Here is a 23,888-nt window from a genome sequence, read left to right as displayed (position 1 = left end):
ATTCATGAAGAAATTGATTTTAAGTGCACTATTTCTAGCATTTGCAGGTATTTTAGCTGCGTGCGGTTCATCTAATAACGCAAGTGAAAGCAAAACCATTACGGTTGCCGCTTCAAAAACGCCGCATGCCGAAATTCTTGAAGAAGCAAAACCACTTCTAAAAGAAAAAGGCTACGATTTAAAAGTGAAAGTGCTTAGCGATTATAAAATGTACAACAAAGCGTTAGCTGAAAAAGAAGTGGATGCAAACTTTTTCCAACATATCCCTTACTTAAACGAAGAAAATAAATCAAACAAAGATTATAACCTAGTGAGTGCTGGTGCGGTTCACCTTGAGCCTTTCGGTATCTACTCTAAGAAATACAAATCCGTAAAGGATATTCCAAACGGCGGCACAATCATCATGACAAACAACGTAGCTGAACAAGGCCGTATGCTTGCCCTGCTGCAAAATGCTGGTGTCATCAAGCTTGATCCAAAGGTTGATACAATCAACGCAACAGTAAAGAACATTAAAGAAAATCCAAAGAACCTAAAATTCAAAAAAATCGCACCTGAATTAACTGCGAAAGCTTATGAAAACAGTGAAGGCGATGCTGTATTTATCAATGTCAACTATGCGATTCAAAATAAATTGAATCCGAAAAAAGATTCAATCGAACTTGAGCAAACAAAGAACAACCCATATGCAAACATCGTTGCGGTTCGCAAAGGTGACGAAAAATCAGATAAGATCAAGGCATTAATGGAAGTTCTTCACTCTGATAAAATCAAAGAATTCATCGACAAAAAATATGACGGTGCAGTATTGCCTGTATCTGAGTAACAACATTTCAACCTCGCTTCTACCAAAGCGAGGTTTCAGCATGTAGACAAACCCTCGCATTCTTTGTCAGTTCTGCGCTCCGGTGCTCACGAATGTCAAATTCGCTCCGCTCCGGTGCTCGTCCTTCCTAGACTGCAAAGGTTTTCTATCACGCTGAAAGGAAGACAAAGGGCTAAAATAAAGATCATTTTAGCCCTTTATCAACAATCTGCAACCTCGCTTCTACCAAAGCGAGGTTTTTTGTGTATTTTTTCAAATCTCGCTCATAATAAAAACGTACAAATGACCTGAAGGGATGGAATCAAAATGAATGAACAGCATATGAGCGGATCCATGCAGCAATCACTGACTGATTATAAAACCGCAATGGGTGAATTCCAGAAGAAAATGCCGGTGTTTGGAAAGAAATTCAATGAATTTACGGAGCAGTGCTTCCAAAGCGATTCATTAACGCAAAAGGAAAAACAAATGATTGCCCTCGGTATCAGTATTCATGCGCAGGATGAATACTGCATGATTTATCATACAAAAGGAGCGCTCGATCAAGGGGCGACAGAAGAGAATTTGCTGGAGGTTGTCAGCGTGGCGGCAGCTTTTGGCGGCGGGGCAGCACTAAGCCAAGGAATCACTGTCGTTCAGCAATGTATTGATGAATTTGGAGGACAGACGCATTAAGGGAAGCAAAACACGGTATTTTTCCATCTCAGGGAGTTGAGCGCTTCTCATCCGATTGTGTGAGAAAATATGCCAGCATAAGGTGTCATATCCCTTTTGAGTGAAGCCGCATACGTTTGCTACAATAAAGCTACACTCAAGGAAGGGAATGGTTTATTATTTGTTCGGACCATAGTACACTGGGATTGGATTATACCGCCGAGATGGAAAAGGCCATGCATCAAGCTCATGGCATGAGCTATGCAGAGTACGAAAGAGACCATGACTTAAGGATGAAAGTGGAATATAAACGAGAGCAGTCCTATCGAGATGAGAAAAGACAGCTCGCAAAAATGAATATAAGAGGCTAATAATAGCTGAGGGGCGGGGAGAACAGTTTCCCGCCCTTTCTTTATGAAAACAGTCTTTTCGACATAAATCCTTTTATCTACCTGCTTTTTTTGTTAGAATTTTGAGAGCATCCTCTCACGCTTATCGTGAATGTGTTGTATTCAGTTTTAATTTGTTATAAAATTAGAATGAGAATAAATTGAGAATAATGATTATTTTGGAGGTATCGATATATGACTGCTTCGACATTAACAATTAAGGACTTGCACGTTGAGATTGAAGGGAAAGAAATCTTAAAGGGTGTAAACCTCGAGATAAAAGGTGGAGAATTCCACGCAGTAATGGGACCAAACGGAACAGGTAAATCTACTTTATCTGCTGCCATTATGGGTCACCCAAAATATGAAGTAACAAAAGGCAGCATCTTGCTTGATGGCGAAGATGTCCTTGAAATGGAAGTAGATGAGCGCGCTCAAGCTGGTCTTTTCCTTGCGATGCAATACCCATCTGAAATCAGCGGTGTTACAAATGCTGACTTCCTTCGTTCTGCAATTAACGCACGCAGAGAAGAAGGCGATGAAATCTCTCTTATGAAATTCATCCGCAAAATGGACGAAAACATGGAGTTCCTTGAAATGGACCCAGATATGGCACAGCGCTACCTAAACGAAGGTTTCTCAGGCGGGGAGAAAAAACGCAACGAAATTCTTCAATTAATGATGATTGAACCAAAGATCGCCATCCTTGACGAAATCGATTCTGGTCTTGATATCGATGCCTTGAAAGTTGTTTCTAAAGGAATTAACAAAATGCGCGGCGAAAGCTTCGGCTGTTTAATGATCACTCACTATCAGCGTCTACTGAACTACATCACACCAGATCACGTTCATGTCATGATGCAAGGTCGTATCGTGAAATCTGGCGGACCAGAACTCGCGCAGCGTCTAGAAGCAGAAGGCTATGACTGGATTAAAAAAGAGTTAGGAATTGAAGACGAAACTGTTGGTCAAGAAGCGTAAGCGTTAGGAGGATTATTGATGACATTAGAAACGAAATTATCAGTAGATCAAGATTATGTCAAAAGCTTCTCCGAGAAGCATCAGGAACCGGCATGGATGAGCTCCCTTCGCTTACAGGCTCTTGAAAAAGCAGAAGACCTCCCAATGCCAAAGCCTGACAAAACGAATATTTCAAAATGGAATTTAACGAATTTCAAACAGCATACAGTCGAAAGTGCGCCATTTGGATCATTAGAAGAGCTTCCAGAAGAAGTGAAATCTCTGATTGATTTAGAGGACACAGATAAGACAGTTTACATTCAGCGTGATCAAACGCCGGCCTATTTGTCTCTTTCAGCTGAAGCAAAAGACAAAGGTGTGATCTTCACTGATCTTCATACAGCGATTCGTGAGCATGGAGATTTAGTGAAACAATACTTCATGACAGATGCAGTGAAAGTGGATGAGCATAAACTAACAGCTTTACATGCTGCTTTAGTGAATGGCGGAGCTTTCCTCTATGTACCGAAAAACGTAGAGCTTGAAGCACCAATTCAAGCTGTTTATCTTCATGAAAATGATGAAACGACTTTGTTCAACCATGTCATCGTCGTAGCAGACGATCATAGTGCTGTGACATATGTAGAAAACTACATCAGTACAGCAAAACCGGAAGAAGCGATCTTCAATATCGTTTCTGAAGTGTTCACAGGCGCTAACGCCCGCGTCACATACGGTGCTGTAGATAACCTTGCAGAAGGAGTCACAGTATATGTAAACAGACGCGGTATGGCAAATGGCCGTGACAGTAAAATCGAATGGGCGCTTGGCTTGATGAATGATGGAGACGTCGTATCTGAAAACATCACAAAACTGATGGGCGACGGTACATTCGGTGATACGAAATCAGTTGTTGTCGGCCGAGGAAACCAAACAGAAAACTTCACAACAAGCATCATCCACTTCGGTAAAAACTCTGAAGGATATATTTTGAAGCATGGTGTGATGAAGGATCAAGCATCCTCTATCTTTAACGGAATTGGCAAAATCGAGCATGGCGCAACAAAGTCAAATGCAGAGCAGGAATCACGTGTCCTCATGCTGAGTGAGAAAGCACGCGGTGACGCAAACCCAATTCTATTAATTGATGAAGATGATGTGACAGCAGGGCACGCTGCTTCTGTTGGACGTGTTGATCCAATTCAATTGTACTACCTCATGAGCCGCGGTATTTCCAAAGAAGATGCAGAAAGACTTGTGATTTATGGCTTCTTAAATCCAGTTGTGAAAGAACTGCCGATTGAAGGAGTTAAAAAGCAGCTAATTTCTGTAATTGAAAGGAAAGTAAAATAATGAATATCAAAGACGTTCGTGAGCAATTTCCAATCCTTCATCAGCAAGTGAACGGACATGATTTGGTGTATTTGGACAGTGCAGCGACTTCTCAAAAACCAAGAGTGGTCATTGATGCAATGAATGAGTATTACCGGTCTTACAACTCGAACGTCCACCGGGGTGTTCATACCCTTGGCACAAGAGCAACGGACGCATACGAGGGTGCGAGAGAGAAAGTTCGTGCATTCATCCGTGCTTCATCTGTCCAGGAGATTATTTTTACTAGAGGTACAACGACTGCACTAAACACAGTGGCGATCAGCTATGCTAGAGCCAACCTCAAAGAAGGCGATGAGATTGTCATTACGCATATGGAGCATCATGCGAATATCATCCCTTGGCAGCAAGCAGCAAAAGCAACTGGCGCCACATTGAAATACATTCCGTTACAGGAAGACGGCACGCTATCGCTTGAAGATGTGAAGCAAACGATCACACATCAAACGAAAATCGTCGCTGTCACACATGTCTCAAATGTATTAGGAACCATCAACCCGATTAAAGAAATCGCCAAAATTGCCCACGATCATGGGGCAATCATTGTCGTCGACGGTGCGCAAAGCACCCCGCACATGCAAATTGATGTTCAGGATCTAGATTGTGACTTTTTCGCATTCTCGGGGCATAAAATGTGTGGACCGACTGGCATCGGTGTGCTTTACGGGAAGAAGGACCTTTTGAATAATATGGAGCCTGCTGAGTTTGGCGGTGAAATGATCGACTTTGTGGATCTGTATGATTCCACATGGAAAGAGCTGCCGTGGAAATTTGAAGCGGGAACACCGATTATTGCTGGAGCAGTTGGACTAGGAAAAGCAATTGACTTCTTAAATGACATTGGTATGGAGGAAGTCAGCCGTTACGAGCATCAGCTTGCCACTTATGCGCTTGAGCGCTTTAAGGAGCTTGACGGTGCGACTGTTTATGGACCGCAGCACCGAGCTGGGCTTGTGACGTTTAACTTAGATGACGTCCATCCGCATGATGCGTCTACTGTTCTGGATACGGAAGGTGTCGCCATTCGTGCTGGACACCACTGTGCACAGCCGCTTATGAAATGGCTTGGTGTATCAGCGACTGCAAGAGCAAGCTTCTATCTGTATAATACAGAAGAAGAGATTGACCAACTTATTGCAGCGCTCCGTAAGACAAAGGAGTATTTTACGAATGTCTTTTAATGTAAACTTAGACACACTGTACAGACAAGTGATTATGGATCATTATAAAAATCCGAGAAACAAAGGTGTGTTAAACGACAGCATTGTCGTCGATATGAACAACCCAACGTGTGGTGACCGTATTCGTCTTACGATGAAAATCGAAGACGATAAAGTCACTGATGCGAAATTTGAAGGAGAAGGATGCTCGATTTCGATGGCATCTGCCTCTATGATGACGCAGGCGATTAAAGGGAAAGATATTGAAACAGCTTTGAAAATGTCTCAGATTTTCTCCGATATGATGCTAGGAAAAGAATACGACGATTCCATTGATCTTGGTGACATTGAGGCACTGCAGGGAGTGGCAAAATTCCCTGCCCGCATCAAATGTGCAACATTATCCTGGAAGGCGCTTGAAAAAGGCGCATCTGCCGAAGATAACGGCAAATCATAAGATTGGAGTGAAAATGGATGGCTAAAAAAATGCCAGATGTTGGTGAATATAAATACGGCTTTTCTGATAAAGACGTTTCCATTTTCCGTTCAGAGCGCGGACTGACAAAAGAGATCGTTGAAGAAATTTCTCGTATGAAAGAAGAGCCTCAGTGGATGCTCGACTTCCGTTTGAAATCTCTTGAGCACTTTTACAACATGCCGATGCCACAATGGGGCGGAGATTTAAATGCATTAAACTTTGATGAAATTACGTACTACGTAAAGCCATCAGAGCGCTCTGAGCGTTCTTGGGATGAAGTACCAGAAGAAATCAAACAAACCTTTGATAAGCTTGGTATCCCAGAAGCAGAGCAAAAATATTTAGCTGGTGTATCTGCTCAGTATGAATCTGAAGTTGTGTATCACAACATGAAGCAAGACCTTGAAGATCTAGGAATTGTGTTTAAAGATACAGACAGCGCATTAAAAGAGAACGAAGACATCTTCCGTGAGCACTGGGCAAAAGTCATTCCTCCGACTGACAACAAATTTGCTGCGCTTAACTCGGCTGTATGGTCTGGTGGTTCATTTATCTACGTACCAAAAGGCGTAAAAGTAGATACTCCACTTCAAGCGTACTTCCGTATCAACTCTGAAAACATGGGTCAGTTCGAACGTACACTGATCATCGTTGACGAAGGCGCACATGTGCATTACGTAGAAGGCTGTACAGCACCAGTTTACACAACAAACTCACTTCACAGTGCGGTTGTTGAAATCATCGTTAAAAAAGGCGGCTACTGCCGTTATACAACGATTCAAAACTGGGCAAACAACGTCTTCAACCTTGTGACAAAACGTACAGTATGTGAAGAGAATGCAACAATGGAATGGATTGATGGAAACATCGGTTCTAAGCTGACAATGAAATACCCAGCGGTCATCTTAAAAGGTGAAGGCGCTCGTGGTATGACATTAAGTATTGCCCTAGCAGGTAAAGGTCAGCACCAAGATGCAGGTGCGAAAATGATTCACCTTGCACCAAACACATCTTCAACGATTGTATCGAAATCGATTTCGAAACAAGGCGGTAAAGTAACATACCGCGGAATCGTTCACTTCGGACGAAAAGCAGAGGGTGCACGCTCAAACATCGAGTGTGATACACTCATCATGGATAACAAATCAACATCTGATACGATCCCTTACAATGAAATCTTAAACGACAACATTTCATTAGAGCACGAAGCAAAGGTATCAAAAGTATCAGAAGAACAGCTCTTCTACTTGATGAGCCGCGGAATTTCTGAAGAAGAAGCAACAGAAATGATCGTCATGGGCTTCATCGAGCCATTCACAAAAGAACTGCCAATGGAATACGCAGTTGAAATGAACCGTTTGATTAAGTTTGAAATGGAAGGTTCTATTGGTTAATAAAAAACATTGATACACAACGCTTTTTGAAGGCATTTAATTTCGAGTGATACCACTTGTTAATTAAGCCTTCATGGCGTTGTGTTTTTTTATGGATAGGGAGTAGTATACAGTGTGAATCCTTAACAAATGGCTTTAGTTCGAGAAACCAGGAACATAAATACTTGCAACATTCAAATTAGTACTGTATAGTTCTAATTATGACAAAGTTAAAATTAATGAATCAAAAACGTGTACTTGAAGTAGCTGCAACATTATTTTTGGAAAAAGGGTTTGCTTATACAAGTATGGATGAATTGGTACGTGTAAGCAAAGTATCAAAGTCTAATGTGTATTATCACTTTTCTAATAAGGAGGAATTATTAGAAGGGGTCGTTGATTATTGGATTGATATGTATCAAGCTGCAATAGACGACGTAATGTCTCAGACCCAATTTTCAGTTGAAGATCGTATCCAAATGTTTTTAAAGCAATTATCACAAGGCGTTCAGTCGAGAGAGTATCAGGGAGGCTGTCCATTTATTACTCTTTATATTCAAAGTCCTGCACAGGCCACGCAAATAAAAGAAAAAATAGGTCTTTTTTTTACAGGATTACAAAAGAAAGTTTCTCTATTACTGAAACAAGGGGTAGAGAATGGGGAATTCAGAAATACGATTCATATTGATGAGGTGGCATCACTCTTTATTACAAATCTTGAAGGAGCGTTATTTATTTCAGAAACATTGAAGGATGCAACTGTCATCACAAAAACAGCAGATCATTTATTTCACTTGCTTCGATAATAGAAGCATTTTTTTTACATCAAATTAGTACTAAAAAGTACTAAAAAGGAGACTTCATATGAAAACAGTATTTTTAATTGGTGGTACAGGCTTTATCGGAAAGCAATTAGTCGAAGAGTTAGCCAAAGAGGATGTGAACATTCTTCTTTTAGTGAGATCGAAAAGTAAAGCGACACGCATTTTTCAAGAAAGAGGTATTTTAAAAGAGTCAGTGATGCACTTTATTGAAGGTGATTTGACGAAAATAGATTTAGGTCTAAGTCCTGAAGATAAAGAGAGCGTATTGAAGACTGATGTGATGATTCACGCAGGAGGCCCTATGGATATTCAAGCGACAAGTAAAGAGGCAGCTTCCGTCTTTTTAAATGGCGCCAAATATATTGGTGAATTAGCTAAAAATATTCATCAATTGAAGGGCTTGCAGCATTTTATTCATGTTGTCGGTTATATGAGCCCCTTTGATGATGAAAATAGCAAGATTGCAATTGATGTGTTTAAAGAAGGAAACGATTATTTGAAAATCAAAAATCCATATGAGAGAACAAAATTTTTAGCAGATCTTTATATCCGTCAACAAGCATCAGCTGTCGGTTATCCGCTGTCTGTCATTAATCCGCCAACTGTGGTCGGCAGTAGTAAAACAGGGAGTACAGAGCAGATAGCAGGATTAGGATTGCTTGTGACAAGTATGCGAAGAGGGCTTATGCCAGTGATTCCTGGAGGTAAAGGATATAGGCTGCCACTGATTTCAAACGATGAGTTTGCGAAGTTTATTGTGCAGGTTTTCAAGATGGAGCAGCCGGCTATTCAAACATATACACTTGTTGAAGACAAAGAGCAAGATCAGAACATTGCTGAATTATTAAGTATGATGTCGGAAAGTATGAATATGAGAGCACCAAAAATCTCTGTCCCAATGCCGTTTATGAAAGCAATAATGAAAAGTGGAGTAAGTAAAATAACAAACATTCCTTCTGATGGACTCAATTTTATGACTAAACGAACATTTTCAAATGCTTCAGTGAAAAAAATGATGGGGGGAGATTGGTTTAAGAGGACGAGTGTCATGAACTTTTTCCCTGCCGTAGTAGCTGATCTGGATTATCGCATGATGGATCAACATGGTGAGCATCATCATGTATTTGAGCGAACATTATGCGATAACAATACCCTTTACCAATTACAAGGAGAGGGGAAGCCGTTTATTTTATTACATGGTTTATTGAGTGATGGAGAGGATTTATTTCCTTTAGCACAAGAGCTTCATGAAAAAACGGGTCAGCCTGTATGGATCTTGGATCTTCCAGGTTTGGGGCGTTCTCCTTTTAAACGAGAGAAACATCTTCTAGATATCTATTTGAATGTAGTGAAAAAGGTATTAGAGAAAGCGGCTCATGGTGCACATCTAATCGGCCATTCATTCGGTGCGTTTATTCTACTGAAAGCGCTAGGACAAGGGTACATAGATAAGAAGTATTCAATCACTTTACTTCAGCCGCCAGTTGTCAAAAGAAATGCTAAATCGCTAAATGTTCCACAATGGATGAACAAATGGTCATTAAAATTAGCAACTCCTAAAATGATAGAGCGTTATTTATTAAGTAATGGTTTGTTTGAAAGGACGGAGAACATCCCTGAACATTATATTGAAAAAATCAGACACAGTTTTACGTCTCCTAGGATTTTAAATACGACGGTTCAGCTTAATCATTTACTATTGAAAAACGATCAAGGTGAATTCAATGAATTAACAAAGGATAATCTTCATATTATCTGGGGGGAGTTTGACAGAGGCTATTCTGCTCCAGCGCATCTTGGTAAAATTGATTTTGTTCCATATGGCCATCATTTCCCTCTTAGCCATCCGAGTGAAACGGCAGCATTGGTTATAAAAAATAGTATACTAGCAGATGAGAGTGTGGGATAAATAAAGTATGTCGTAATTGAAATGAAATCGCAGTGCTTGTGATCCAGTCGATGCACACCAACTGAAAGATTTTATAGCACCCTAAAACGAAAAAGGTGATTTTTATTAAAAAAAGCACGATTTTTCGTTTTGTGTCTTTTTGATTAAATAGAAATTAATTAGGTGCATAAAACTCCTCTAAGGTTTTCGTCATATCATCAGATGCAGATTGTAAGATCGCATCTTGCTCTAAAATCGCTGTTCCTTGTGCTCGGACAATATGAAATTGATGAAACCCCATCAAGTTTTGAAATATTTCTTTTAGGTAATGATGTGAAAATTCTAGAGGTGTATATCGATCGTTATTTGTGAAAATTGAGCCGCTTGCTTGAAGTAAAAGTACACGATAATCGTCAGTCATCAGACCAACAGAACCATTTTCTGTATATTTGAACGTTTCTCGCGCAATAAAGATATTATCTATATAATCTTTCATTCGTGAAGTCACATTGAAATTATGAACAGGTGACACGATCACAATTCGATGATGTGCTTTGAATTGAGCCAATAAAGCAGATGAAGCAGCGGCGATTTTTTCCTCGGCAGCCGTTAATGCTTGTTTTGATGCTTGCTTATCCCAAATTCCTAGCAGCTGTTCTTTTTCGATACGAGGGATTTCAGTTCCATATAAATGTAAAATGGTTGGTTCTTCATGAGGGAATCTTTCTTTAAACTGTTTTAAAAATAGTGTTTGCAGTTTGTTTGAATAACTTTCTTGTTGAGTAAAATCTGGGTGTGCGTTAATGATTAATGTTTGCATATACATGCTCCTTTTCTTTTGATAAGCTGAGTATAAATGATAAAGGTGACAAAAGAAGTCACCTTTTTAAGAGGGAAAACAAAATGAAAAAATCAGAACGATTAAACCTAGAACTTATTTTTTTAAGCGATAAACACTCTTTTCAGTTAAAGGACTTACAGTCCGAATTTGGCATTTCTAAAAGGACGGCTTTAAGAGATATAGAAGAGTTAGAGTCCATGGGCTTAGCTTTTTACGTTGAAAATGGCAGACACGGAGGATATCGACTGGTGAATCAATCTCCATTGGTTCCTATTTATTTCAATATAGAAGAAGTCCAAGCTATTTTTTTCGCTCTTAAAGCTCTTGACCTGGTGTCAGCCACACCATTTAAAAAATCCTACTCACAAATTCGGCAAAAGTTGTTTGCCACAATGTCCGATGAGAAAAAGCAAATGATTACGGAGACTTTGGATGTGATTCATTACTATAATGTCGCACCAGTTAGTGAACAAAATCATTTGGAATTGATTTTACAGGCGATGATGAAAGATCAAATCGTGAAGATGACGTACACTCAATATGAAAATAAATGGATCAGGTTGCAATTTCTTGAGTTGTTTTATCGAAATGGCATTTGGTTTTCTCAAGCATATGATGTTCAAAATAAAAAGTGGGGCATCTATAGATGTGACTTTATGAAGGACATGGTGATTGAAGAAGAAATCAGAGACACATTTACAAAGGAAGAATTAAAAGAACTGCAGCTCGAATATGAAAAAACTTATCATGATATCTCATTTAAATGTCGATTAACGGAACAAGGAAAAGAAAAGTTTTTAAAGCATCATTACCCAAATATGAGATTGGAGATCATTGATCAGATCCCTTATATTGTGGGTGGATACAACCAAGAAGAATTATCGTATATGACTCATTATTTGATGTCATTTGGGAAACATGTGAAAATTGAATACCCAGATGAATTGAAAGAAAGTTATTTGAATCAATTACGAGAAGTGATTGACAAGTATTGAATCAAAAAAATGAATATACTACAGAAAAGGCGAACGATTAAAGTTCGCCTTTTCCCACTCTTTTTAACTACTATTATTTCAGTTACTTCGCCACATCCATTGTATTTGTTTTCGGTTGATCATCAACCTTCCCATATGTCAGCTGACGCCAAATAAACTCCATCGGGCCATATTTGAACCGCTTTAACCATAATGTACTAAAGAGCACGAGGAAGACATAAACCCCGAGTCCAATCATAAACGTGCCAGCAGGCTGAAGATAATCAGCAAGTCCGGCTCCGTATTTCAGAAATAGCATTGTGCCAATGATGGAGTGAAGCAAATAACAGGTCAGTGACATGCGTCCGACTTTGGTAAAGACCATCAAAGCACCTCGCAGCTGAGGGACGTGAAGAAACAGCATCGCAAGTGTACTCATATAAAACATACTGCCTGTTAATCCGCCGTTTTGTTCAAGGGCAGAGGCTATGTTCATCCACAGTGTATTTTCAAAAGGATTGACCGCTGTTATGATCGTACTGCCTTGGGTGATGAGAAAAGCGATGGCAAAAATGACCCAAATGCGATTCCAAATCGCTTTTTTCGCCTCCATGTTTTTGAAAAACTCCATTTTCACAAAATACACACCGAGTAAAAACATGAAAAACATAGAATAGACAGTAGAAAAAGAGCCGGAAGCCATTGTCACCATATCTGTCCACCGATCACTAATTGATGCTAAATAAGTCAGACTGTTGTGGCTGGTCAAATCAAAATCTGCAAAATCCGGCTTGCCTGATGATCCTGTACTGATAGTACTTAGCAGCATCGTGAAAAAAGGTGTGAGCAATTGAATCACAAAGAGTGTGATCAACCAGTATCCGATAGTTTTGGCTGTGCGTTTGTAAAAGAAAAGCAATAAAAAGCCAGCGACTGCATAATAGGCCAAAATGTCACCAATCCAAACAAAAGTTAAATGCAGAAGGCCAAATCCTAAGAGAATGGTTAATCTGCGGGCAAACAGCTTGTTCGGACTGTCCACTTTCTGAGCAGCTCGATCCATAAAAATCATAAAACCAACCCCGAATAGAAAGGAGAACAACGTAATGAATTTCCCTGAGGCGAACCAATTCACCACATTGTGAAAGACATCATTTGACAGCATGTCAAATCCCTTGGCCGAATCCACGATCAAAAAGTAATTGACTAGAATAATCCCCATTAAGGCGAACCCTCGTACAATGTCCAAGAAATGAACCCGTTCCCGCAGACTCATCGGTTGTCCGTGTGCTACTTTGTTTGCATTCATATCCATGCTCCTTTTCTTGTTATGATAATGTGATTCGGATCAATTCATCGATCCTTACAATGAATCAATATACGGTCCAATTCTTAACAATTTATGAAGATCCAATTTTTTGAAAATAAATGTGACAAATTGATGGCGTATGATCAAATTCATAAACTGTTAAGGTTTATGCTGTATCTTTTCACATAGCTAGATGATATATAGTAAAGACATAAAAGAAAGAGCAACACATTACATGAGGTGAGAGACATGACCCATCGAATATTAGTCGTAGAAGATGATCAGGATATTGGTGACCTTCTGCAGGAATCCCTTTCACGTGCAGGATATGAGGTGCTAAGAGCGATGAATGGCGAGCAAGCATTGAAGTTTGTGGACGATTCGCTCGATTTGGTGATTTTGGATGTGATGATGCCGGGGCTCTCAGGCATCGAAACGTGCCAGCAGATAAGAGCCTCTTCTAATGTCCCGATTCTATTTCTAACAGCCAAATCAAGTACATTCGATAAAACCGAAGGCTTACTTGCCGGCGGGGATGATTATATGACAAAACCTTTTTCACAAGAGGAGCTTCATGCTAGAGTGATTGCACAATTACGCAGGTATACTGTCTATCAGGAAAAGAAGGAACAGGAAGAGACCTTTCTTGTTGGGGGCAAACTGAAGGTAAGTGAAGAATTTAATGAAGTATGGAAAGAAAACCAGCAAATAAAGCTGTCTGATCTAGAATATCGGATGTTAAAACTGCTTATGAGCAGGCGAAACAAAATCTTTTCAGCCCAAAATATTTATGAAAGCGTGTGGGGACAGCCTTATTTCTATTGTTCCAACAATACGGTGATGGTGCATATTCGAAAGCTGCGTGCCAAAATTGAGGATGATCCTGCGCGTCCTGTATATATCAAAACTGAATGGGGAAGAGGATATCGATTTGGCACATCCACATCGTAAATATACACTGGCCAAAAAGCTTGCACTGCTGATTTTGGTGGCTGCAATTGTGAGTGGTATTGTCTTTTTGACGCTGCAAAAGATCACCAATGATTTGATCGATGGATATTTGAGTTCGGACGAGTATTACGATCAGGAATCAGCCAAGTACATTCAAAAATTCAGCCGCTATGTGTCTGAGAATGAGCTGTCTTCAACGGATCGAAAAGCGTTTGGCGAGTGGGTGAAAAAAGAGAATTACATTAATTTGACCATCTTCAAGGATCAAGTGCTGCAATATGACTCTATTTATTCCGCTGCCGATGAATCGGCGTACGGAAAAGAAAAGGTGACCCAGTACGCTGAGCAACATTCGTTTCCTGTTCAGTTTAGCGACGGTGAAGGTCGGGTCATGGTGGATGGTTTCTATTCGTCTCGTTACCACGATCTTGCGTTTACACTCGAGCTGCTCGGAGCAACGCTTATTTTTCTCCTCATGGTTCTTCTCGGTATTCGCAAAAGTCTGCGCTACCTGCAAACGATTCACCAAGAGATACATATTCTTGAAGGCGGAGAGCTGGACTATGAGATGACGGTGAAAGGGCATGACGAATTAGCGATGATTGCCAAAAGTATTGAGGACCTTCGTAAAGCTTTTTTGGACAAGCTTCAAGCCATTGATGAGCTGCAAGATGAGAGCCGCAGCTTGGTCACCGAAATGTCCCATGATATGAGGACACCGCTGACGTCGCTGATGATGAATTTGGAGTTTGCGAAAAAAGAGGAGGCTGGAGCGGATACCCGTAAGGATCAATATATAGCAAGTGCTTATGAAAAAGCACTGCAATTGAAAAATCTATCTGATAATCTGTTCGCCTATTTTCTACTTGATAAAGAACATGAACCTGAGCTTGAGACAGTTGCAGTCAAAGAGGTCATTTACGATCTCTTATCAGATCAGGTGGCGATTTTGCAGCAAGAGACATTTAAGGTTCATCTTTTAGGAGAGCTGCCAAACAGCTATATCAATGTGAATGTTGAGGAGCTTGGCCGAGTGTTTGATAATCTGATGTCGAACATACTGAAATACGCTGACCCGAAAAAAGATATCAATCTCACGTTTCTATCCGACCAAGTAATTTTTGAGATCCATATCAGCAATGCGATAAACGAGACAAATGACACGCAGGAAAGCACTGGACTTGGTGAACGAAGCATAAAACGAATGATGTCCCGCATGCACGGGCAGTTTGAAAGGATGGAAAAGAACGGCGTTTACTACATCGTGCTGCGTTTCTGGCATATTAAAATATAGCTGACAAATGAATAACAAGGAATGGAGAGACAATCTAATGAAACGATTCAACAACTTCCAAAAGGTACCGGATCTCTTGCAAGGCCTTCTGAATATTTGTCTATTCTTTCTGGCCATTGCTTTAAGCGTCCTCTTAATTAGTGAAACTTGGTATATTGTCCAATTCGTCTACAAGAATTTGCTCAGCAAAGAAGACAGTTATTATGAAATGCTTGGAGAGTTGCTGATCTTCTTTATGTATTTTGAGTTTATTGCCTTAATTATTAAGTACTTTAAATCAAACTTTCATTTTCCACTTCGCTATTTTATTTATATTGGCATCACAGCCGTTATTCGTTTGATTATCATCGATCATAAGGAGGCTGTATCGACCTTCTGGTGGGCGCTGACCATTTTAGCCATGACCGTTGCTCTCTTTATCGCTAGTAAACGACATGCGGTTCAGGAGCATGAAGAAGTGAAGTGAGGGAAAAAGACGAACGATGACCGTTCGTCTATTTTTTTATATGTTGATTCATGAAACGCCTTGTGACGTACCTGTAACAAGTGCCTTTATGTGTGATGACAAACAACATGTTCCTGGCTTATTTACTTTCTGGCACGTACACATATACAATTTTCATAGTGTTTGTTCAGCTAAGGAATTGGAGGAAGAACATGATTAAATTAATTATTACGGATTTAGACGGCACTTTTTTAAATCGCCAAGGATCATTTGATCAAGCTTTATTTCAGAAAATAAAAGCATTAATGGAAGAGAAAAATGTAGCGTTCGCTCCTTGTACGGGAAAGCAGTGTGAACGAGTGGAGGCATTGTTTGGTGAGCATGCAAAGGATTTTTGGATTTTAGGGGATAGCGCAACGCGGATTAAAAAGAATGGACAATTTGTTTATGAATCTTTAATAAAAAATGGTCTGGGTTTATCGATCATCCATAAGCTGGAGGAGATAAGTAAAGTGCAGACGATCATTGCATGTACGAAAGATGGTGCAGTGGTCAATGAGCATTTATCTGAGAGTGAAATGAGATTTGTGACGGGCTCTTATACAAATGTCCTCAAGGTTTCAAACTTTGCAGACATACAAGATGACTTTGTGAAAATCACCGTTCATGATCCTGAGGCAAATTGCGTACAGACGAGAGAAATGTTAAGTGAATTCTTTGAACAAGTATATGTTGTCGCTTCAGAAGATACGTGGATTGATATTTCCAATATTGGTGTTCATAAAGGAACCACCGTGAAGCAGCTGCAGAACATTTTGGGGGTAACAGAAGAGGAAACGATGGTATTTGGTGATGGACGTAATGATCTAGAACTGATGGAATCCGCTCAATACAGCTTTGCTGTAAGAAATGCCGTCCAAGAGGTAAAAGATGCTGCGCATTTTATTACGCTCTCAAATGAAGAGAGCGGGGTCATGCATACGATTCAAAAAATCCTAAGCTTGCAGCCTTAACCGCTCTCTGCCAAGAAGACGAACTTGCCCAGTTCGCGAGATGAACACTCAGTAGTTATCTGTTTATTAATGAACGGTTTAGGATCAGAAAGACAATGGATTGGCGTGCAACTAAAAAGGAGTATATGAGTAGCAATAAAGAAACAGTTGTTTATTCATGAATAACTGTTTTTTTTTATTGAGTGACCTATCTTGGTCCAAAAAAAGAGAAGTTGATGGCTACTTTTTTATTGCACCTGAATTCGGCTATCAATCAGACACTGCAAAGGCCAGATTAAATTCCTTTTACGACCGTTCAAGTATGGAAAATTCGTTCTGTCTGCCATGACAAAAGGAAAGCTGATGGGGCATTCTGAAGCCGTACGTTTTCATTATTCAGCATGGGCAGTCGAGCAGGATCCACTTTTATTGACAGCCATCACCGTCAATTTATTACTTGCCTTGACCCCGTCTGCACCTAAAAAACAACTTGCAAAGATAGATCAGCCATATGCGATGTTAGTAGGCAACGAGGATGAACTATTTGATATTGAAAAATTCCCTGCCTATCAAGCTGCCGCATGAAGAGATCAAGCAGCAATCAGTCTATCAAGTGCTGGGTGGCCATACCCATTTGTCAGTTTTACTAGAAGCAGGAAAACAGATTGGCAGGACCATCCAGATGTGGAATCCTTCTATTTAGTATGAACAATTAGTCAATACTCTCCCATTTAATTAAAAATTTACATTGACACCATCCTTTTCTATGATAAAATCATAATGTGATAATGAGAATCGTTATCAAACGATATGACTACATATAGAATGGATAGGTGAGGTACATGTTCAAGAAATCTTTTTGGTCGCTATTAGTTGTGCTCTCCATCGTTTTACTTGCAGCTTGCGGCAGCAATAGCAGTAACGGCAAGTCAGATAGTAAAGAGAAAACAAGAACCGTTGAAAGCGCTATCGGTTCAACTGAAATTAAAGGATCGCCTAAACGTGTGGTGACACTGTACCAAGGAGCAACGGATGCAGCAGTCGCTATGGGCATTAAACCAGTAGGTGTTGTTGAATCATGGCTTGAAGCACCTACGTATAAATATTTAAGAAATGACTTAAAGGATGTTAAAATTGTTGGGCAGGAAACACAGCCAAACTTAGAGGAAATTGAAAAGCTCAAGCCTGATTTGATCATTGCATCGAAAATCCGTCACGAGCAAATTTTTGATCAGCTGAAAGAAATCGCTCCAACTGTTGCAACTGAAACTGTGTTCACATTTAAAGATACAGTGAAGTTGATGGGTGAAGCGTTAAACCAGGAAGACAAATCAAAAGAATTGCTGACAAAGTGGGATGACCGCGTCGCTGATTTCAAAGAAAAAGCGAAAAAAGACATCAAAAACTGGCCGATGAGTGTATCTGTGGTGAACTTCCGTGCAGATCATGCTAGAATCTATCAAACTGGTTTCGCAGGATCCATTTTAACAGAGCTAGGCTTTGAAGGACCTAAGAATGTCAAAGATAAAAAGCAAGACATCATTACACTGACAGACAAAGAGAGCATTCCGCAAATGGATGCAGATGTGATCTATTACTTTATGGATGAAAAGGATAAAGCAGTTGAAAAAGCATATAAAGAGTGGACGAGTCATCCTTTATGGAAGCAGCTTGACGCAGTGAAAGCGAAACAGGTGCATAAAGTAGATGAAATCACTTGGAACATGGGCGGCGGTATTATCGCTGCAAACATGATGCTTGATGATATTTACGATCGTTTAGGAATTGATAAATAAGTCGTAACAGAGGAGAAAATGTGAATATACCATTTTCTCCTTTTTTCCATAACAGATTGAAAGCGGGAATCAGATGAGAAGTTTAATAAAAAAGGATTCAAGCAAGGCACTGCTTTTTGCTGGATTCATTGTGTTGATGTTGGTCTTTTTTATGCTCAGTATTTCCCTTGGGCAAACCTCAATTTCCCTCAAAGCCACCATCCATGCTTTTCTTCAATTTGATGAATCGGATCCAAACAGTGTCATTGTCATGACATCCAGATTATCAAGAGCTTTAATTGCAACAGTCGTTGGCTCAAGCCTGGCGATTTCAGGTGCACTCATGCAGGCATTGACGAGAAATCCGCTTGCGGCGCCTGATTTATTAGGAATTAATGCAGGTGGACTATTTTTTATCGTGATTTCGATTGTTTTCTTTTCAACAGAGTCGTTAACAAGCTATATGTGGACAGCCTTTCTAGGCGCAGCGATTGCAGGGATGCTCGTTTTTCTATTAGGTTCTATTGGAAGAGATGGATTGACACCGGTCAAAATAGTCCTTGCAGGTGCGGCGATATCTGCACTGTTTGCGTCTTTTACACAAGGTCTTTTAATCGTGAATGAACAGTCGATTCAAAGCATTTTGTTCTGGATGGCTGGGTCAGTGTCTGGAAGAAGCATTGATATGTTAATCCCTGTTTTGCCTTATATTTTAGGTGCGACTGTAGTGGCGCTGCTTCTTGGACGTTCTATTAATGTTCTTTTGTCGGGAGATGATATTGCCAAAGGACTTGGCCAGCGTACACTGCTGCTGAAAATCACGATGGGTGTACTCGTTGTCTTTTTAGCAGGTGGTTCCGTCGCTGTTGCTGGTTCAATTGGTTTTGTTGGTTTTCTTGTGCCGCATATTGTGAAAAAGCTCGTCGGGCCTGACCACCGCTGGGTACTGCCGTATTGTGCCGTTGTGGGGGCGTCGCTTTTACTTGCCGCGGATCTGGCGGCTCGTTTTCTGATCATGCCGCAGGAAGTGCCGATTGGTGTCATGACGGCGGTAGCAGGAGCGCCTCTATTTGTTTATCTAGTGCGCAAGGGGTTGAAGACAGGTGGCTAAAACATATACAGTGCGTTCTAAAGGCGGGCGCATTTCATTTCAATTTTCAAAGCGGACGTTTTTGATTTTACTTTTATTGACGGCCATTGCCTTTGGCTTATTTATTCTCAGTCTCAGTATGGGAAGCCGGTTCATTCAGCCGGTCGATGTGCTGCTTCATTTAATCGGTCAGGGAGAGGGGAATTCCTTTGTGTTAAATACACTGAGGATTCCACGAACACTGCTGGCTGTCTTAGTTGGATCCGCACTTGCGGTATCAGGGCTTATTTTGCAAGGGTTGATCCGCAACCCGCTGGCATCACCTGATATCATTGGAATTACAAGTGGTGCTTCGTTTGGTGCGATTATGTTCATCGTCTTTTGGATGGGCACTGTGCCTATTGCTTATCAATCCTTATGGGCGATTGCAGGTGCTTTTGCGGTATCGAGTCTGATCTATTTGCTTTCATGGAAAAAAGGGGTCAAGCCGATTACCCTTGTCCTAATGGGAATTGGGATTTCTGCCATTATGAAGGCTTGTGTGACGTTTACGCTTGTTCTTAGTGATACGATGACAACGACAAAGTCTTACATCTGGCTGACGGGGAGCTTATATGGTTCGACGATGAAAGACGTCACTGCGATGCTTCCTTGGGTGATGATCATTTTACCGATTGTCATGGTGTTAGCAAGAACGATGAATGTAAAAGAACTTGGCGATGATCTTGCAACAGGTCTCGGGGTAAAAGTGCAGGCGAAACGATTATTCTTTCTCCTGATGAGTGTGACATTGGCTGGTGTTGCAGTCGCATTTGCAGGCGGCATTGAATTTGTTGGACTCATGGCGCCGCACGTTGCACGGATGATTATTGGACGTTCATTCATAGCGCTTGTTCCAGCATCTGCGCTAGTTGGAAGTATTCTCGTGATGCTGGCTGATCTTGTGGCTAGAACCGCATTTCTACCGTTAGATGTTCCAGCAGGTGTATTTACGGCAGCTATTGGTGCACCGTTCTTTATTTATTTGTTATATCAACAGCGCAATCGATAAACAGAAGATGGGGGTTTTGATATGAGGCCAGAGTGGGTTGAGAGAGAATTACTTGATTTTGGGGTACACATCACAAATGGACCTATGACATCTGATCGCACACTTGCTGCGCTTTTTTCAGAAGCAGCCGTCATACGTTTATTAGAAGCTGAAAAGGAAGCGATGCATGCACCGAATCTGGCGGTAGCAGCTTCTATGTTTTCAAAGCGGTACGCCTACTTAGCCGTCAGTTCCTATTTATACTTGATGACGCTGTATGACGGTGTCTATCAGTTTCCACCAGCAGCATGTGCATTTAGAGAGGATCGAAAAATTGAAATGGATGAGGCGGCGTGTTCGTTTGTTCCACTAGAAGGAGACAGGCATGAGTGGAGAGAGAAGGTCGTGCGTGCGCTGTTTACGGAGTGTGTCACGCCTCTTTTAGACGTGCTGAACCGCACATCAAAACTCTCTTATCGTATTTTATGGGAAAATGTAGCGGTTCGAATCAACTCTCTTTATCGAAGCATGATGCGGGAAGCGGAAGAGCCTGCGGTGAAGCAGCGCGTGCGGGAGGATTATCTGTATCTGAAGCAGGCGGCTGGAGATGTTTTTGGAGCTCAGCAAAATCCATTTCAGCACAGCCTAAACCTAGACGACAGTTTACTTGAAACATCCAACCGGAAGACCTGCTGTATGTATTATAAGCTAGAGAAAAAATCGGAGAGTCTCGATTATTGTCTTGTTTGTCCGCTTGAAAAAAAGAAAGGCACTGCTTGCTCGTAGCAGTGCCCTTTTTTTATTCCCAAATCTCACTTGCCCATTCAGGATGATCAATAAAAGGGTTGCGGTTGTGCTGATACGTTTGATATATGATCTCGTTGCGGTTCCGTTCGATTTGATCAACTGGATCTTGCTTGTGCCATTTGAGAAGTACAGACATTTTGCCGTGAAGAGGAGAGCTTCCATTATTTACTTTGTCATTCAATTCTAAATCTGGAAATCGGTCATCACCCTCGTAGCGAACCGCCATATAAAAGAGCATTCTCGCAACATCTCCTTTGACCCGGCTGTGCGGTTCGAATGAGTCGCTGTCGTAGAAGTTGCCCGGCGCTCCTTTGTATTCATTACCACCCGTGTCAAAATCTAAATTTCCACGTGTGCTGTTCGTTTGCACATCTGCCGCACGAAGGTGGTGGAGATCCGTCCCAGGCCCTTGACTTGTCCCAAAATTGCCGTGAGACTTGGCCCAGACATGCTCCCGATTCCACTGGCCCACATTTCCGCCATTCGACTGCTTTGAACGGGAGGCACCACTATAAAGCAGCAGCACATTGTTTTGGTTATTGGGGTCTTCATCTGTTTTCTTTAAGGCATCCCAAACCTGGCTGTAGGATAACTGCGTATGGTCATCAATGATATCGTGTAAGGCTTTCTTAAGAGCGGGTCCTGATTTGCCAGCAGCAGATTGGTAATAGGAATCGATTTGACTTGTGGCGGCAGTTTGCGTTTGTTGTGCAGATGTTTCGTTTTGAAGCTGTAACGGGGAAAAGGTGATCGTTTGACTAGGTTCACTCAGATTGAAACCTTGAGCATTTGCAGCTGGAGGCAGCGGGGCGGCGAATGTGCCGAATATCATGATTCCGGCGGCCACAGTTCCAAATAAAGTTCTTTTCATTCGATTTCCTCCTTGATAGGGAATGTATTCTCTTTATTTCTATCATAATGCCATGAAGAAATAAATGGATTTCTCGTAAATTTTATGTAATAAGTTTATAGGAAAAGAGATTGCTATTTTAGGCGCATTCCTGTATAAGTGGGCTTATAAGGATGGACAGCAAGGGAGAGGATGGATCACGTGAAAGAACTGCAAACACCTTCAAGAACGATTATGACACCGGGACCCGTTGAAGTAGACCCGAGAGTGCTCCGTGTGATGACTACGCCAATTCTCGGTCAATTTGATCCAGCATTTACACACATTATGAATGAAACAATGACCTTATTGCGATCACTTTTTCAAACAGAAAACAAATGGGCTTATCCAATTGACGGTACGTCCCGTTCAGGGCTTGAAGCTGTGCTCGCCAGTGTGATTGAGCCGGGAGATTCAATGCTTGTGCCTGTCTTTGGCCGCTTCGGTCACCTGCTCATTGAAATAGGGCAGCGCTACGGTGCTGAGGTACATACAATGGAATGTGAATGGGGGACGGTTTTTGATCCTGACGACATCATTCAAGAAATAAAACAGGTCAAGCCTAAAATCGTTGCCATGGTTCATGGTGAAACATCCACCGGACGATTACAGCCGCTCAAGCAAATCGGGCAAGCATGCCGGGCTCTTGATGTGCTGTTTATTGTAGACGCTGTGGCGACCATTGGCGGTGTCGAGGTAAATGTGGACGAATGGAAAATAGATGCGGCGATTGGCGGCACGCAGAAATGTTTATCTGTTCCATCAGGTATGTCACCTATTACGTATAATGACCGAGTCGCAGCTGTCATTGAATCGAGAAAGAAAGTAGAAAAAGGCATTGCGACACAGGATGAATTACAAAAACAGATCGATATTTCTCCAATCAAAAGCAATTATTTTGATTTAAGCCAGCTTCAGGATTATTGGAGCCCAAGACGATTAAATCATCATACAGAAGCGACAACGATGCTTTATGCACTGCGAGAAGGGGTTCGGCTTGTGCTGGAAGAAGGGCTGTCTGAACGTTTTCAAAGGCACGCATTTCATGAGAAAGCCTTGATGAAAGGTCTTGAAGCAATGGGACTTGAATTGTTTGGTGATCCAGATTGTAAAATGCCGGTTGTGACCTGTATTGTCATTCCAAGTGGTATTGACGGAGAAGCGGTCCGTGCCGATCTGCTCCATCATTTTGGGGTTGAGATTGCAAGCTCCTTTGGACCGCTTGCCGGCCGTATATGGAGAATTGGGACAATGGGCTACAGCTGCCGAAAGGAAAATGTGCTGTTTGTGTTAGCAGGGCTGGAAGCGATTCTCATCAAACACGGTGCGTCTATCCATTGCGGAGCAGGGCTTCAGGCGGCTCTTTCTATCTATGAACAAGCTGAATAACGAGCTCCAACATACTCGCCATTGGCGGGTATTTTTTATTTGGAAAAGAACACTAATTTTTGAAAAACTAGACTTATAGATGAGGTTATCGCTATACTGGAGAAGTTCTTATCATTTTTGTCATCATTTTCATTTATTTGCAGAAAGAGGTTTTTTGT

General features: G+C 41.2%; 25 protein-coding genes. 22 read left to right on the top strand and 3 right to left on the bottom strand.

Annotated elements, in window-relative coordinates:
• Nucleotides 1-4 precede the first annotated feature (4 nt).
• The 10 genes from metQ (at nt 5) to NSS76_RS15440 (ending at nt 9,965) form a co-directional block, all read left to right on the top strand.
• Nucleotides 5-826, top strand: coding sequence for a methionine ABC transporter substrate-binding lipoprotein MetQ (gene metQ, locus NSS76_RS15485; protein WP_024423400.1), 822 nt, complete (start codon nt 5-7; stop codon nt 824-826).
• A gap of 306 nt (nt 827-1,132) precedes the next feature.
• The gene (locus NSS76_RS15480; protein WP_003212803.1) at nt 1,133-1,501 is read left to right on the top strand and encodes a carboxymuconolactone decarboxylase family protein; all 369 of its coding nucleotides are present in this window, start codon (nt 1,133-1,135) and stop codon (nt 1,499-1,501) included.
• A gap of 215 nt (nt 1,502-1,716) precedes the next feature.
• Nucleotides 1,717-1,851, top strand: a complete 135-nt coding sequence (locus tag NSS76_RS15475; protein WP_254965641.1) for a hypothetical protein — start codon at nt 1,717-1,719, stop codon at nt 1,849-1,851.
• 213 nt (nt 1,852-2,064) lie between these two features.
• Nucleotides 2,065-2,850: a Fe-S cluster assembly ATPase SufC gene (gene sufC, locus NSS76_RS15470; RefSeq protein WP_007500355.1), complete on the top strand. Its 786-nt coding sequence runs from the start codon at nt 2,065-2,067 to the stop codon at nt 2,848-2,850.
• Between the two features lie 18 nt (nt 2,851-2,868).
• Nucleotides 2,869-4,182 (top strand): Fe-S cluster assembly protein SufD, encoded by a 1,314-nt coding sequence (gene sufD, locus NSS76_RS15465; RefSeq protein ID WP_024423399.1) that lies wholly within the window; start codon nt 2,869-2,871, stop codon nt 4,180-4,182.
• Entirely contained in the window at nt 4,182-5,402 is a 1,221-nt protein-coding gene (locus tag NSS76_RS15460; protein ID WP_169055662.1) for a cysteine desulfurase, read from the top strand. Before sufD ends, NSS76_RS15460 begins: the two co-directional genes overlap by 1 nt.
• Entirely contained in the window at nt 5,392-5,838 is a 447-nt protein-coding gene (gene sufU / locus NSS76_RS15455) for a Fe-S cluster assembly sulfur transfer protein SufU (protein WP_041115744.1), read from the top strand. The genes NSS76_RS15460 and sufU overlap by 11 nt, the downstream gene beginning before the upstream one ends.
• Nucleotides 5,839-5,855: 17 nt before the next feature.
• Nucleotides 5,856-7,253 (top strand): Fe-S cluster assembly protein SufB, encoded by a 1,398-nt coding sequence (sufB, locus tag NSS76_RS15450; RefSeq protein ID WP_007500362.1) that lies wholly within the window; start codon nt 5,856-5,858, stop codon nt 7,251-7,253.
• 218 nt (nt 7,254-7,471) lie between these two features.
• A complete protein-coding gene (locus NSS76_RS15445) occupies nt 7,472-8,038 on the top strand; it encodes a TetR/AcrR family transcriptional regulator (RefSeq protein WP_281237571.1) in 567 nt (188 codons plus the stop codon).
• A gap of 58 nt (nt 8,039-8,096) precedes the next feature.
• A complete protein-coding gene (locus NSS76_RS15440; RefSeq protein ID WP_341082425.1) occupies nt 8,097-9,965 on the top strand; it encodes an alpha/beta fold hydrolase in 1,869 nt (622 codons plus the stop codon).
• 154 nt (nt 9,966-10,119) lie between these two features.
• On the opposite strand, the gene NSS76_RS15435 is transcribed toward NSS76_RS15440, so the two are convergent.
• Nucleotides 10,120-10,764: an FMN-dependent NADH-azoreductase gene (locus tag NSS76_RS15435; RefSeq protein WP_341082424.1), complete on the bottom strand. Its 645-nt coding sequence runs from the start codon at nt 10,762-10,764 to the stop codon at nt 10,120-10,122.
• Between the two features lie 83 nt (nt 10,765-10,847).
• On the opposite strand from NSS76_RS15435, the gene NSS76_RS15430 reads away from it, so the two are divergent.
• Nucleotides 10,848-11,780: a helix-turn-helix transcriptional regulator gene (locus NSS76_RS15430; RefSeq protein WP_341082423.1), complete on the top strand. Its 933-nt coding sequence runs from the start codon at nt 10,848-10,850 to the stop codon at nt 11,778-11,780.
• Nucleotides 11,781-11,862: 82 nt separating this feature from the next.
• Here the strand turns inward: NSS76_RS15430 and NSS76_RS15425 are convergent, their stop codons facing one another.
• Nucleotides 11,863-13,068 carry a DUF418 domain-containing protein gene (locus NSS76_RS15425; protein WP_206534332.1) on the bottom strand — a complete coding sequence of 402 codons (1,206 nt, stop codon included), beginning with the start codon at nt 13,066-13,068 and terminating at the stop codon, nt 11,863-11,865.
• 249 nt (nt 13,069-13,317) lie between these two features.
• On the opposite strand from NSS76_RS15425, the gene NSS76_RS15420 reads away from it, so the two are divergent.
• The 10 genes from NSS76_RS15420 to NSS76_RS15375 all read left to right on the top strand — a co-directional run bounded on the left by NSS76_RS15420 (nt 13,318) and on the right by NSS76_RS15375 (nt 21,431).
• Nucleotides 13,318-14,019, top strand: a complete 702-nt coding sequence (locus NSS76_RS15420; protein WP_025094146.1) for a response regulator transcription factor — start codon at nt 13,318-13,320, stop codon at nt 14,017-14,019.
• Nucleotides 14,000-15,313 carry a HAMP domain-containing sensor histidine kinase gene (locus NSS76_RS15415; protein WP_206534333.1) on the top strand — a complete coding sequence of 438 codons (1,314 nt, stop codon included), beginning with the start codon at nt 14,000-14,002 and terminating at the stop codon, nt 15,311-15,313. The genes NSS76_RS15420 and NSS76_RS15415 overlap by 20 nt, the downstream gene beginning before the upstream one ends.
• A 37-nt stretch (nt 15,314-15,350) precedes the next feature.
• Nucleotides 15,351-15,779, top strand: coding sequence for a phosphate-starvation-inducible protein PsiE (gene psiE, locus NSS76_RS15410; RefSeq protein WP_024423385.1), 429 nt, complete (start codon nt 15,351-15,353; stop codon nt 15,777-15,779).
• A gap of 191 nt (nt 15,780-15,970) precedes the next feature.
• Nucleotides 15,971-16,771 (top strand): HAD family hydrolase, encoded by an 801-nt coding sequence (locus tag NSS76_RS15405; protein ID WP_024423384.1) that lies wholly within the window; start codon nt 15,971-15,973, stop codon nt 16,769-16,771.
• A 342-nt stretch (nt 16,772-17,113) separates the two neighbouring features.
• On the top strand, nt 17,114-17,335 hold the full coding sequence (locus tag NSS76_RS15400) for a hypothetical protein (protein ID WP_226340794.1): 222 nt from the start codon (nt 17,114-17,116) through the stop codon (nt 17,333-17,335).
• Nucleotides 17,295-17,453 (top strand): hypothetical protein, encoded by a 159-nt coding sequence (locus NSS76_RS15395; RefSeq protein ID WP_225315508.1) that lies wholly within the window; start codon nt 17,295-17,297, stop codon nt 17,451-17,453. Before NSS76_RS15400 ends, NSS76_RS15395 begins: the two co-directional genes overlap by 41 nt.
• Before the next feature lie 139 nt (nt 17,454-17,592).
• Nucleotides 17,593-18,546, top strand: coding sequence for an ABC transporter substrate-binding protein (locus NSS76_RS15390; protein WP_024423382.1), 954 nt, complete (start codon nt 17,593-17,595; stop codon nt 18,544-18,546).
• A gap of 73 nt (nt 18,547-18,619) precedes the next feature.
• Complete coding sequence (locus NSS76_RS15385; RefSeq protein WP_024423381.1) at nt 18,620-19,636, top strand: FecCD family ABC transporter permease; 1,017 nt, start codon at nt 18,620-18,622, stop codon at nt 19,634-19,636.
• On the top strand, nt 19,629-20,666 hold the full coding sequence (locus NSS76_RS15380) for a FecCD family ABC transporter permease (RefSeq protein WP_024425988.1): 1,038 nt from the start codon (nt 19,629-19,631) through the stop codon (nt 20,664-20,666). Before NSS76_RS15385 ends, NSS76_RS15380 begins: the two co-directional genes overlap by 8 nt.
• Before the next feature lie 21 nt (nt 20,667-20,687).
• A complete protein-coding gene (locus NSS76_RS15375) occupies nt 20,688-21,431 on the top strand; it encodes an IucA/IucC family C-terminal-domain containing protein (RefSeq protein WP_103131580.1) in 744 nt (247 codons plus the stop codon).
• 13 nt (nt 21,432-21,444) lie between these two features.
• Here NSS76_RS15375 and NSS76_RS15370 read toward each other — a convergent pair whose 3' ends face one another.
• Entirely contained in the window at nt 21,445-22,323 is an 879-nt protein-coding gene (locus NSS76_RS15370) for an endonuclease I family protein (RefSeq protein WP_206534336.1), read from the bottom strand.
• A gap of 171 nt (nt 22,324-22,494) precedes the next feature.
• Between NSS76_RS15370 and NSS76_RS15365 the strand changes: the two genes are divergently transcribed.
• Nucleotides 22,495-23,730, top strand: coding sequence for a pyridoxal-phosphate-dependent aminotransferase family protein (locus NSS76_RS15365; protein WP_341082422.1), 1,236 nt, complete (start codon nt 22,495-22,497; stop codon nt 23,728-23,730).
• Nucleotides 23,731-23,888: the final 158 nt, after the last annotated feature.

This window comes from Bacillus sp. FSL R5-0654 (assembly GCF_038008745.1).
GTDB lineage: Bacteria > Bacillota > Bacilli > Bacillales > Bacillaceae > Bacillus > Bacillus safensis.
This window is presented reverse-complemented; position numbering and strand designations above follow the sequence as displayed.